This window comes from Rhodococcus sp. SG20037, assembly GCF_031763325.1.
GTDB classification, from domain to species: domain Bacteria; phylum Actinomycetota; class Actinomycetes; order Mycobacteriales; family Mycobacteriaceae; genus Rhodococcus_F; species Rhodococcus_F qingshengii.
This window is the reverse complement of record NZ_CP134497.1, coordinates 2468425-2480487: the sequence shown is the minus strand read 5'-3', so window position 1 is coordinate 2480487 and position 12063 is coordinate 2468425. Positions and strand designations below refer to the sequence as shown.

Sequence of the window (12063 nt, the reverse complement as noted above, 5' to 3'; positions counted from 1 at the left end):
ACAATGGAGAAAACGGAGATAGATGCCACTTGAGCTGGAGTGATCAAGATATGAATATTTGGACCGGCAAACCGAAAAAGGATAATACGTCGGCAGCCCACAAATAGCTACGCCGGCAATTCTCGGACTAGCCTCCAGCGAAAGGCGGAAGAATATCGACAGCGCTACCGGAGGCTCGAGAGACGTCGCGGGTCAACTCGTCACCGACGAGGAAAGCCGAGACCGACAGCATTCGCTCCATCTCCGGTCCGTATCGCCCGACCAGCACCGCCACCAACTCGGCAAGTGTGTTGTCAGGCGAGATGGCGACTACCTCGCTACGGCAACCGGATACATCCGCTGCAGCAGCAAAGTAACGAACCGAGATCGAATGCGGATCAGCCACCAATCGCTCCCATACTTCTTTCCGGCGGAACGAAGTCCGCGGCGTCGATGCCGTGCCCAGCCCACTTGTTCCACATCGCACCGCGCCACAAATCCGCTAGTTCGTCGTCACTTGCTCCGGCCCTGAGCGCGGCACGCAGATCAACTTCACGGTCACTGAACAGACATGACCGAATTGTTCCCTCTGCGGTCATTCGCGTCCGATCGCATTCACTGCAGAACGAGCGGGTCACGGAAGCGATGATCCCTACCGTCATCGTGGTCCCGTCGACACGCCATTCTTCGGCAGGAGCCGACGGATCTTCACGGCCGATTGCTTCCAATTCGAAACGGCTTCCCAAAACGGACAATAATTCAGCCGCGGTCACCATGTTCTCGCGTGCCCATGCATGGTCTGCGTCCAGAGGCATTTGCTCGATAAAGCGCAATTCGACGCCGGCTTCGAGGCACCACTGCAAAAGATCCGCCGCGCCGTGGAGCGTTTCACGCATCAGCACCGCATTGATCTTCAGTGGCGCGAGCCCGGCCGCAGCTGCCGCTCGAATTCCCGCGAGAACGGACGGCAACCTGTCTCGACGCGTCAATTCAGCGAAATGGGCGCGATCAACCGAATCCAGGGAAACATTCACGCGAGTCAAACCAGCTGCAGCCAGCTTTGCGGCACGATGTTCGAGCCCAACGGCGTTGGTAGTCATGGAAAGTGGAATTCCTGGCACGCGCGCGGCGCACCCCCCGATGATCTTTTCGAGGTCACTACGCATCAGCGGTTCGCCGCCGGTGAATCTCACCTCGCGAATACCGACTCGTTCGACGCCGATTCCGACTACTCGAATGATCTCGTCGGCACTCAGAAGATCTTCCGCAGCGATGGCCGGCAAGCCTTCCTCCGGCATGCAATACGTGCAACGAAGTGAACACTTCTCGGTGATCGAGACTCGCAGATCTCTGGCAACACGCCCGAACCTGTCGACCAGGAGATCCGTCTCGGGACGACCGGCGAGGGAGGCAGCGTCGAACCGCACGGTGGGAATTCCCATCGAGACCACTGTCATCACTTCACCAACTTCCGTATTGCTCCAGTATGACCGAAAGCCGTACTCCGTGTGTCGGACGGACCACACCGCCTAGGATCAAAACATGTCGAGGTTGTCGAGGTTACTGTCATGAGCGCGCGTTCGGTCGAGGAACACGCGTCGCACATCTCCGGATTGCTCACCGGCCTGCACACCCTCTCTCCGACGGCAGTTCCGACGGCAGAAGCGTTGGGGCGCATAACTTGCTCGGATATCGCATCGCCGGTAGACCTGCCACTCTTCCGCAACTCGCAGATGGACGGGTATGCCGTCGATGCTGCTTCTGTGGCCTCGGTTCCGACCACACTGACGGTTCGAGGCGTGATCGCCGCTGGAAGCGGAAAACCACCGAAACACCTTCCAGGATCGGCATTTCGCATCATGACCGGTGCTCCGCTCCCCGAGGGTGCCGACGCCGTTGTTCCGGTCGAGGACACAACGGGTGTCACCGAGCACGTCGTCACGATCGAACGGGGCAGGTCGGTAGGCGAATTCGTACGCGAACGTGGCAGCGACATCACCGCCGGAATGCTACTGGTCACGGCCGGAACGCACTTGGAACCTCGCCATATCGCCGCGCTGAGTGCTGTGGGCCTGGCCTCGCTCGACACCTACACGAAGCCACGGGTCGCGATAATTACGACGGGCGCCGAACTGAAAAGTGCCGGAACAACTCTCGAACCCGGTGAGATCTACGATTCCAACGGTCCAGCTTTGGCAACATTGGCCGAAGCCAACGGCGCCGATGTCGTATCCGTCGCCCGAAGCAGCGACGACCCCGCCGAGTTCCGCGAATTGCTCTCGTACGCAACCTCGGTCGCTGATCTGGTGTTCACCTCCGGCGGAGTGTCCATGGGCGACTTCGAGGTGGTGAAGGAAACTCTCACGCCTCTGGGAGCACACTTCGGCCACGTCGCAATGCAGCCGGGCGGTCCGCAAGGCACTGCAGTGGTGAACGAAGTGCCGGTACTGAGCTTCCCGGGCAACCCGGTGAGCACGATGGTCTCCTTCGAGGTCTTCGCACGGGGCGAACTGCGCCGGGCCGCGGGCCTGCCCGAGATCCCACGCGAGCGACTCCCGTTGACTGCACCGCTGCGTTCGGTGGACGGCAAGCGGCAGTTCCTGCGGGCACGCAGAACTGCGGACGGAATCGAACTCGTTGCCGGACCCGGATCGCACCTTGTTGCAGCCATGGCGTGGGCCGACGTCCTGATCGACATCCCCGCCGCCGTGACCGAGCTCGGCGCGGGCGATCTCGTCGACGTCGTCCCGCTCTCGACTTCCTCGATCTGATTCACTCGATCTGATTCAAAGGACACTGATGACCGAATTGACACACGTCGACAGCGAGGGCCGAGCGCGCATGGTCGACGTCAGCGCCAAGGCCGAGACGACGCGTATCGCCGTCGCTGCCGGCGAACTCGTCACGACCGCCGAGGTAGTTCGCCTCGTCCGCGCCGACGGCATGCCCAAGGCTGATGTCCTCACCACCGCGCGCATCGCCGGAATCGCCGGTGCGAAGAAGACCTCCGAACTGATCCCGCTGTGTCATCAACTCGCGCTCTCGTCGGTCAAGGTGGAATTCGGGTTCACCGAAACATCGATCACCGTCGAGGCGACGGCGAAGACTCGCGGACAGACCGGCGTCGAGATGGAAGCACTCACCGCCGTCGCGGTAGCCGGCCTGACCTTGCACGACATGGTCAAAGCGGTGGACCCCGGAGCTACCATGAACGGTGTTCGTCTGCTCACCAAAGACGGTGGTAAGCGCGGACATTGGACCCGCGACACTCAGAACGCACAGACAGCTCCGGCGCACACCTTCACCTCGGCACGGTCCGCGACCGTCCTCGTGGCTTCCACCGGCGGTGCGAACGGCACCAGACCCGACACCACCGGACCCACGATCGCGACCTGGCTACGTGAACGGGACTTCGAGGTACGTGGACCGCTTGTGTACGCCGACGCAGACATCGCGGCGGGCATCGCTGACGCCAAGGAGGGCTCCCCGTCACTCGTCATCAGTACCGGCGGCACCGGGGCTTCCCCCACGGATGCCACCCCGGAAGCTACCCGGGCAGTCTTGACCCGTGAGTTGCCCGGCGTCGCAGAAGCGATCCGGACCAAGGGCCTCGAGAAGACACCACACGCGTCGCTGAGCCGTGGTGTGGCAGGTCTCACAGGTACGACGGTCGTCGTCAATCTTCCGGGTTCTCCCGGTGGAGTGAAGGACGGTCTCGCCGTCCTCGGACCCATCATCGATCACCTGCTCGCGCAGGTCGCAGGCGGAGGAGCGCACGATGAGTGAGCTATTGGCTCGGATCTCCGAGCAACCGATTCACGCAGACACCGTCGACGCCGCCGTTGCCGGTCCGAAGAACGGCGCTGTTGTGGTGTTCACGGGAACGGTGCGCAATCACGATGGAGGTCAAGCGGTTTCGGCGTTGGAGTACCAAGCGCATCCGGATGCCGAACGCTTCCTCCAGACGTGCTGCCAAGAGGTTGCGGCCTCGACCGGCCTGCCGGTTGCCGCGATCCATCGCGTCGGTCACCTCGAGATCGGCGACCTCGCACTGGTCGCCGCCGTCGCTGCGCCGCATCGAGCGGAGGCGTTTGCCGCGTGCGCCGAACTGGTGGAGCGCATCAAGCACGAGGTACCGATCTGGAAGCGGCAACACTTCGCGAACGGCGTCTCCGAATGGGTCGGGTTGTAGGTCGAACGCTCCGGGAAGGTAGAGTTGCGATCACTAGGTGCCTGAAATCGGGCATCCAGCGTCGTAGAACGCAAATTTTCTTGCTGAGTGCTCAATGCACCCGCTCTTCTTACGGCGAAGAAGCCTGCCGACCGGCAGCGCCGCCACCACTGTGCTTGATTGTTCGACCGGTTAATTCCCGTGTCGGCATCCGGGCACGAACACGTGCCCGAAAGGCTCTGAACACACTTGTCTGACATCTCTACGCCCGCTACCACCTTCGCAGCCCTCGGTGTGCGCGCACCGCTGGTGAAAGCTCTCGAAGACGGCGGAATCACTTCTCCGTTCCCGATCCAGATCGACACCCTCCCCGACACTCTCTCGGGGCGCGACGTACTGGGCCGCGGAAAGACCGGAAGCGGCAAGACCCTCGCGTTCTCCATCCCCATGGTCTCCCGCCTCGCCGGCGAACTGTCCGGAGGAAAGCGTCGTCCGGGTCGACCGCTCGGCCTGGTGCTCGCACCGACGCGTGAGCTCGCCACCCAGATCACCGCAACCCTCGAACCGTTGGCCGCCGCATACGACTTGCGCGTGACCACGATCTTCGGTGGTGTCTCGCAGCACCGCCAGGTTCAGGCTCTCAAGGCCGGAGTCGACATCGTCGTCGCCTGCCCCGGTCGCCTCGAAGACCTCATGAAGCAGAAGTTCGTCAGTCTCGACGCCGTCGAGATCACCGTGCTCGACGAGGCCGACCACATGGCCGACCTCGGCTTCCTGCCCGTCGTCACCCGCATCCTCTCGTCCACCCCGCAGGACGGGCAGCGTCTACTGTTCTCGGCAACGCTGGACAACGGCGTCGACAAGCTCGTCAAGCGTTTCCTCAAGAACGAGGTCATGCATTCGGTCGACGAGGCCAACTCCCCCGTCGCCGCAATGACGCACCACGTGTTCGACGTCGACGGCGTCGAAGCCAAGAAGGCTCTGGTCGAGAAGCTCGCTTCCGGTACCGGTCGTCGCATCCTGTTCATGCGCACCAAGCACCAGGCTCGCAAGTTGGCTCGCCAGCTCACCGAGTCGGGCATCCCGTCCGTTGACCTTCACGGCAACCTCTCGCAGGCTGCTCGCGACCGTAACCTGGCGGCATTCTCCGCCGGTGAAGCGCGCGTCCTCGTCGCCACCGACGTCGCAGCGCGTGGCGTCCACGTCGACGACGTCGAGTTGGTCGTCCACGTCGATCCGCCGGCCGAGCACAAGGCTTACCTGCACCGCAGTGGTCGCACCGCTCGCGCAGGCAGCGCCGGCGACGTGGTCACCGTGGTTCTGCCCGAGCAGCGTAAGGATCTTGCGATCCTCATGCGCAAGGCAGCCATCAAGGTGACCCCGGTCCGTTCGACTGCCAACTCCGAGCACGTCGTCAAGTTGGTCGGCGACATCGCACCGCACGTCACGCCGGCTCCGAAGGCTCCTGCCCAGCCCAACGGTGGACGCGGACAGCGTCCCGCCGGCCAGGGTGGACGCGGCGGCGCAGCACGTTCGGGTCAGGCTCGCTCCGGACAGGGCGGTCAGTCACGCGGTGCTCGCACCGGCGGAGCTGCCCGTCAGGAACATGCCGGTGGTGGCGCTCGCCGTCCCCGCACCGGCGGCGGCGCTCGCACCGCAGGCTCCACCGGTGGCCGTCCCGCACGCTAGGCCCCCGGTACAACTCAATAGGTTTCGTAGTGGACAGCGTCGGCCAATGGCCGGCGCTGTCGCCATCCGAAGCGTTCGAGATCCGGAACCTGTTGAAACTCGGTCACCTTCCCGACGCACAGCCACGCAATGGGGCGAACGGGTGACGGAATGCCCATGAGTTCGGTGAGGTACTTCTCGTCGTAGAACGAAACCCAGCCGATGCCGATCTCCTCGGCTACCGCGGCGAGCCACAAATTCTGAATTGCCAGTACCGCCGAGAACAGCCCGGTGTCGTCGACGGTATGACGGCCGAGGATGTTCGGGCCACCGCGCGACGGGTCGTAAGTGACGACGATGCCGGTACCACTCTCGGCGATTCCCTCGATCTTGATGGGGTCGAACGTCGAGCGGCGATCCTCGGGCAAGGACTGCGCGAATTTCACCCGGGCATCGGCGACGTGTGCCGCAAAGGTGTCGAGCGTCTCCGGATTACGAACGACGACAAAATCCCACGGTTGCGTGTTTCCCACGCTCGGCGCGCGATGGGCGGCGTCGAGAATGCGCATCAGAGTTTCGTCGGGGACGATCTCTCCCGAGAACTCGGCGCGAACGTCTCGCCGTCGCCGAATCGCTTCGTACACGGATACAGCTGATTCACTCACGCCCCGACGGTATAGCGGTGCAATCCCAGCATGGCGTCGGGGTGCGGTTCGACCGTTTCTTCGCGCACGCAGGCGCGGAGCGCGCTGCCGACCGCCCCCGAATCCATCCCGGTACCGATCACGACCAGTTGCGTGGTTCGAGGTTCGCCCGACTTCCATCGCAGCGGCGTGATCCGGACATGATCACCCACCGATTGGATCTCGAATTTTCCTGTGTAGCCCGGAATCTCGAAGTTCACGAAGCCCTTGATGCGGTAAACACCCGACGGCTGATTCTCGAGAAAGTGCGTCAGAGCCCTGGCATCGAGAGGCGTCTCCGATGCGAAATCAACCGATTCGTAGCGGTGGTGCAGGTGATCGTGGTGACACGAGCCGTCCTCGTGATCGTCGTCGTGCCCGTCGCGCAGGAGCTCGTCGAGGCTCAGTTGATCGCCCGGAGCCGGAGGGGTCACCTCGCCGGTATCGAACAACAGAGCGGGGTCTATCCGCGAGTGCGAGGTTTCCACCATCGGCGCTCGCGGATTCAACTTACGAATTTCGGTCGTGAATCGCTCGCGTTCGGCGACCGGAACGCTGTCGATCTTGTTGACTACCACCAGGTCTGCCAGGCGGACATGTTGATCGAGCTCGGGATGTTCGCGGCGAACGGTGGAGAAATTGGCTCCGTCGACCAGGACCACCAGGCCGCCGTAGACGACAGACGGGTTCTCACTTCCGAGGACGAGTCGAATCATGTTCCGCGGCTCGGCAAGCCCGCTGGCCTCGATGACGATCACGTCGATCCCGGACTGCCGGTGCGCCAACTTGTTCAGCATCTCGTCCATGTCCGAGACGTCGACAGCGCAGCACAAACAGCCGTTGCTGAGAGAGACCATCGAATCGACCTGACCGGCGACCATCATCGAGTCGATGTTGACGGAGCCGAAGTCGTTGACGATCACGCCGATGCGTACACCGTCGTTGTTACGCAGAAGATGGTTGAGCAGCGTCGTCTTGCCCGAACCGAGAAAGCCTGCGACGACTATTACGGGAATCTGCTTCTTCGCCACCACACAACCTTCCGAAACCACACGTACCGATCAGTGATCGTAGTGGAGTGTGGCTCCGGAAGGTTCACGCTGACAGCAGACTCACACCGTGCAGAGCGGACGGATGTCCGACGTGCCCTCGGTGGTCGGTGACGTCAGGATCGTGCATGCGTTGTATCCACGGGATTCGGCGACCCGGCGGATCTCACTCCAGCCTGCCGCGTCGATGACCGCCGACCGTGAGAGCACGAACCCGGAAAGCCTGAGCGGATCGCCCACCAGTGCCCACGAATAGTCGTCGGCAATGTAGGTGACGATGTAGTTGGGTGGGCCGTCCAAGCTTTCCTGTGAGGGCACCTCGGGGAAGCTCACATGCAACTGGGCACCCGTTGCTGGATCGGTAACTCGGGCATTCCCGACGATCTCGTTGGCTTGACCGGTCCACGTCGTACACGTGTTCTTCACGCTCACGTTCGTGGAATCGACAATCCCGTAACTCGCCCGGGTGTCCTTCGCGCACGCGAGGTTGAAGGGCTGAGGAATCGCCGCCACCTGGTTCCATTCCCCTACGTAGCGCGCGACGTCCAGGTTCGCCACCGGCTGCAAGGGTTCCCAGAGTGGGCTCGCCTGCGCGGTTCCCGAAAACATCGTCGCTGCGGCGCACACTCCCGCAATCGCAATCGCACTTCGCCCCGACCACTTCATGTCACTGCTCCTCGTCTGTACAACGCTCGATCGGCATTGGTTCCTCAAGACATTCGGAGCTGACGGACTGGAGGATGGGACCGTATGTAAAACTACTTTTGGTTTGTTATGGACCTACTTCACAAACCTTATGTAGTCTTTGCTAAAAGATAGCTGAAAGTCGGACGGAGCTACTGTGATGAAGGTTGTCGACTTAGGTCTAGAACGCACTCGCTATGCAGTCATCGACGAGACGATCGAGTCGAGGTGGCGCCGCGTCACCTCTATGCAGCACGACGCCGTTGCCGTCGTGACTCCGCGCGACCGGATCACTTTCGCCGAACTCGAACTCCGGACCGACGCATTGGTCCGCGAACTTCGCCTACGTGGGTCACACGGGGCACGCCCGGTTGCGGTCGATCTCGAACCAACGGCCGAGTCGGTGCCCGCCATCCTCGCCACTCTGATTTCCGGTCGGCCCTTGGTCATGATCGACCCACAACTCCCCGAGGCCCGCCGAGCGCACATCATGAGCACCTCGGGCGCCGTCGCGCTGCAGTCGATACTCGACGAGTCTGCTGCGACGGGCTTCAGATTCGACAGCGCGTTGGAACCATCGAGTTCCGACCCTGCCATGATCGCGTTCACGTCAGGCACCAGCGGGGCACCCAAGGGAGTCGTGTTGAGCCACTCCATGTGCCTGAACAAGGCCGACGAACTTGCCGCAGCAATCGACCTGCGACCCGATGATCACATCGGGAACCTGTTGCCCGTCAGTTTCGGAGCCGGAATCACGGCCCTGATCATGGGCCTGATGAACGGAGTCACGGTCTTCTGCTGGGATCCACGTATCGACGGCGTCTCGGGAATCGACGACTGGCTGATCGAGAATTCGATCACGACCACGCACTGTGCGCCGTCCTTTCTGCGGGCGTGGTCGGATCTCGATTGCGATGCAGCAAATGATGATTCGATCGGTTCCCTACGCGTCGTCGTAACGTACGGGGAAGCAGTTCACGGCGAGGACTACGCGCGCCATCGCAGTCACGGCTTCGCTCGCGTCACGTACGTCAACTGGCTGGCCACCACCGAGACCGGTGTCGTCGCGTACAACGCGTTCCCACCACATTCCGAACTACCCGTCGGAGTGGTGCCGGCCGGACGTGCTCGCGACGGCAAGGACGTACAGATCGTCGATGTGAACGGCGTGCCTCTCCCCGACGGAGAGATCGGAGAGATTCAGGTTGTCTCCAGTGATCTTGCCGACGGATACCACGGCGACCCGGATCGAACTGCAACACGATTCACGCGCCTGGGCGACGGAGTGAGCATCTACCGGACCGGTGACCGGGGCCGCATCGACGAACGCGGAGAACTGCAACTTCGGGGACGCGTCGACGACGCCGTCAAGATTCGGGGCTACCTGGTGGAACCGATGGAAGTCGAGGCGCATATTCGTCGAATTCCCGGCGTCGCCGATGTTTTCGTGGCCGTCGTCCTCGAGAACGATCGACCGGAGATCGTCGCCTACGTGGTCCTGACCAAAGCCGTGATGGCACGGTCGGGCGCCGAGATGCGGCGCGAATTGGCGACATATCTGCCGGCCTGGATGCTCCCCCGACATTTTGTTCTGATGCCGGCGTTGCCCCGCAACGAAAGAGGAAAGGTCGATCGAACCGCGCTGCCCTCCGTCGAGGTGCGGTCCACTCCACCGACTCTCGCCGGGCCCGCCGAATTGTGGTTGTCCTCGATCTGGGAGTCGATTCTCGGTATCGACTCCATCGACCGTGAGGACGACTTCTTCGAACTCGGCGGCGATTCGCTTGCTTCAACCGAAGTGGTGGCAAAGATTCACGACATGTTCCGGATCCGGATCACGGCGGCGGAGTTCGCGGCCGCCAGTACCGTCAAAGACCTTGCAGCGCTGGTGGATCGGCGCAGAATCGATCCCGATGATCGCGTCTGTCGCAACACGATGGTGCCACTGAAGCTCGAAGGCTCCGGGCGACCGCTGTTCATCATGAACGGAGCGGGGTGCCCATCGACGACGCTGTCCACCTTGTCGAAAGCGCTTCACACCGATCGGCCGGTTTACGCACTTCAGCCACACGGCTTCGAATCTCGCGGACTACCCGACCGGTCGGTGAAAGCAAGCGCCCGCCGTTTCATTTTCGAAATCAAGAAGATTCAGCCCACCGGGCCATACCTCCTCGCCGGATACTCGTACGGCGGCTACGTGGCGCTGGAAATGGCGACACAGCTGTCCGAGTCAGGTGACACTGTCGAACACGTCACCGTTCTCGACACCAGAATCTCCACCGAGGCTGCCGCACGACTGGCTGGTCGAGCGGGCATCACTTTGGATCCGTCGATCGTCGACCTTGCACCACAACCATCCACCAATGCCCGCTGGAAGCCGACCAGACGCACCGTCGCGGCCATGTGGATCCGCACGCTGTTCGCCGGCATTCTGCAGTACCCGCCGGCCACCCAGTGGACCGTGTTCCTCTACATCGGAGGCCAGGCGCTCCGGAAGCATCGGATACGAGCATGCGCCGCGCCCGTCACCGTGATCCGTGGAGCCACCAACAACCGTGGACGCGAGATCTGGTCACTCATTGCCACAGGCTCACTGGATTTCGACGACGTCGACGCGTGCCACGAAGACGTCGTCCGCCAACCGTACGTCCGCAAGACTGCGGCGATCATCGATCGAGTCTGTGATCGAGCGTGACCAGCGCTGCTCATGTCCAGCTGTAGAAGAAAGAGCGGCGCGGAGTGAGTGCCCAGTCGGTCGTCGATGAACACACTCGTTCCTTGACGAACGCACCCGCCCTGCCTGCGATGAACATGCCCGTTGCGTCGTCGACACGAGTGGTCCGCTGGAACACACCTCGCCGCCTCCCGAGACTGATGCACCGGCCTGCGAACTTCGGAGCCACCGGGCGCGGCGCGGAACCTTCGAGTCGATGCAGGATCGTCTCGGCCGCATGGACTCCCAAGGGAATCGCAGCCTGACAACTCATCCTCAGTGAAAGATCACCGACTGCGACAGCATCACCCGCACCGACGATTTTGGGGTGGGACGAGCATTCGAGTCGGTCGTCGACCTTCAGACGACCGAGACCGTCGACGGGAAGGCCACTTCGGCGCGCCAGCTCGGGGACCCCGAATTCTGTCGCGAGAATCGTGCAATCTGCCTCCACCCGTGCGCCTCCCGCAAGCTCGCAGGACGAACCGTCAATCCGTGTAACCCGCGATTCGGTGACGATGTCGACCCCAAGATCGGTCAATGTTCTGAGAATTGCAGATCGCGCACGCTCTGACAGATCCGGGGCCACGATTCCTCCGGTCACCAAAGTGATTCGGCTGCTTCGCTGCTCAGCCAATTCTGCGGCAGTCTCGATTCCGGTGAGACCGCCGCCGACAACGCAGACCGTAGCCTTCCCGTCGAGTGTCGCCATTCTGGATTCGAGGCGAACCGCGTCCTCGAATTCGGAGACGCTGAACCCGTGCTCCGCCGCCCCGCCGATAGTGCTGGGTAACTGCCCACTTCCGACTGCGTAGACCAGATAGTCGTAGTCGAGCACACTGCCGTCGTCGAGGGTAAGCCTGCCGAGCCCCGCCTCGATCGTCGTCACCTCTCCGAAGACTTGGTGTGCCGCACGCGGTAGCGCCCTGTCGAACGAGACCGTCGAGTCGTAGCCGCCCGCGATCATCTGATGGAGCCTGATTCGTTGCACGAAGTGTGGGCGCGGATTCACGACGGTCACCGTGATGTCCGACCGAGTTCTCAGCAGTCGCTTCGCTGCCATGACGCCCGCATATCCTGCCCCGATTATCACCACGTGTGCACTCGTGGTTCTCC

The 12063-nt window shown here is 62.4% G+C and carries 11 protein-coding genes; 5 read left to right on the top strand and 6 right to left on the bottom strand.

All coding sequences use genetic code 11. The annotated features are described in order from the left end of the window. Positions 1-127: 127 nt before the first annotated feature. A complete protein-coding gene (locus tag RHP72_RS11505) occupies positions 128-385 on the bottom strand; it encodes a MoaD/ThiS family protein (RefSeq protein ID WP_311094704.1) in 258 nt (85 codons plus the stop codon). Beyond that, positions 378-1436: a GTP 3',8-cyclase MoaA gene (gene moaA, locus RHP72_RS11500; RefSeq protein ID WP_047271625.1), complete on the bottom strand. Its 1059-nt coding sequence runs from the start codon at positions 1434-1436 to the stop codon at positions 378-380. The genes RHP72_RS11505 and moaA overlap by 8 nt, the downstream gene beginning before the upstream one ends. A 111-nt stretch (positions 1437-1547) precedes the next feature. Here moaA and glp point away from each other — a divergent pair, with 111 nt between their 5' ends. From glp to RHP72_RS11480, 4 genes are all read left to right on the top strand, one after another. Next, positions 1548-2750, top strand: a complete 1203-nt coding sequence (gene glp, locus RHP72_RS11495) for a gephyrin-like molybdotransferase Glp (protein ID WP_003944714.1) — start codon at positions 1548-1550, stop codon at positions 2748-2750. 28 nt (positions 2751-2778) lie between these two features. Next, positions 2779-3765: a bifunctional molybdenum cofactor biosynthesis protein MoaC/MoaB gene (gene moaCB / locus RHP72_RS11490; RefSeq protein WP_165638280.1), complete on the top strand. Its 987-nt coding sequence runs from the start codon at positions 2779-2781 to the stop codon at positions 3763-3765. After that, positions 3758-4171, top strand: coding sequence for a molybdenum cofactor biosynthesis protein MoaE (locus tag RHP72_RS11485; RefSeq protein ID WP_007731311.1), 414 nt, complete (start codon positions 3758-3760; stop codon positions 4169-4171). Before moaCB ends, RHP72_RS11485 begins: the two co-directional genes overlap by 8 nt. A 228-nt stretch (positions 4172-4399) precedes the next feature. Further along, the gene (locus tag RHP72_RS11480; RefSeq protein WP_042450056.1) at positions 4400-5839 is read left to right on the top strand and encodes a DEAD/DEAH box helicase; all 1440 of its coding nucleotides are present in this window, start codon (positions 4400-4402) and stop codon (positions 5837-5839) included. Positions 5840-5853: 14 nt separating this feature from the next. Here the strand turns inward: RHP72_RS11480 and bluB are convergent, their stop codons facing one another. The 3 genes from bluB to RHP72_RS11465 all read right to left on the bottom strand — a co-directional run bounded on the left by bluB (position 5854) and on the right by RHP72_RS11465 (position 8216). Beyond that, complete coding sequence (gene bluB / locus RHP72_RS11475) at positions 5854-6483, bottom strand: 5,6-dimethylbenzimidazole synthase (RefSeq protein WP_007731309.1); 630 nt, start codon at positions 6481-6483, stop codon at positions 5854-5856. Continuing rightward, positions 6480-7532, bottom strand: a complete 1053-nt coding sequence (locus RHP72_RS11470) for a GTP-binding protein (protein ID WP_030534965.1) — start codon at positions 7530-7532, stop codon at positions 6480-6482. Before RHP72_RS11470 ends, bluB begins: the two co-directional genes overlap by 4 nt. Positions 7533-7613: 81 nt before the next feature. Next, positions 7614-8216 (bottom strand): lipocalin family protein, encoded by a 603-nt coding sequence (locus RHP72_RS11465; protein ID WP_311094703.1) that lies wholly within the window; start codon positions 8214-8216, stop codon positions 7614-7616. Positions 8217-8394: 178 nt separating this feature from the next. Here RHP72_RS11465 and RHP72_RS11460 point away from each other — a divergent pair, with 178 nt between their 5' ends. Further along, positions 8395-10929, top strand: coding sequence for an alpha/beta fold hydrolase (locus tag RHP72_RS11460; protein WP_311094702.1), 2535 nt, complete (start codon positions 8395-8397; stop codon positions 10927-10929). Between the two features lie 10 nt (positions 10930-10939). Here the strand turns inward: RHP72_RS11460 and RHP72_RS11455 are convergent, their stop codons facing one another. Continuing rightward, positions 10940-12040 (bottom strand): FAD-dependent oxidoreductase, encoded by a 1101-nt coding sequence (locus tag RHP72_RS11455; RefSeq protein WP_311094701.1) that lies wholly within the window; start codon positions 12038-12040, stop codon positions 10940-10942. Positions 12041-12063: the final 23 nt, after the last annotated feature.

Excerpts from the sequence above, each read along its gene's own strand:
- glp (WP_003944714.1), top strand. The coding sequence starts at position 1,548 with ATGAGCGCGCGTTCGGTCGAGGAACACGCGTCGCACATCTCCGGATTG.
- RHP72_RS11460 (WP_311094702.1), top strand. The coding sequence starts at position 8,395 with ATGAAGGTTGTCGACTTAGGTCTAGAACGCACTCGCTATGCAGTCATC.
- moaA (WP_047271625.1), bottom strand. The coding sequence starts at position 1,436 with ATGACAGTGGTCTCGATGGGAATTCCCACCGTGCGGTTCGACGCTGCC.
- RHP72_RS11485 (WP_007731311.1), top strand. The coding sequence starts at position 3,758 with ATGAGTGAGCTATTGGCTCGGATCTCCGAGCAACCGATTCACGCAGAC.
- RHP72_RS11465 (WP_311094703.1), bottom strand. The coding sequence starts at position 8,216 with ATGAAGTGGTCGGGGCGAAGTGCGATTGCGATTGCGGGAGTGTGCGCC.
- moaCB (WP_165638280.1), top strand. The coding sequence starts at position 2,779 with ATGACCGAATTGACACACGTCGACAGCGAGGGCCGAGCGCGCATGGTC.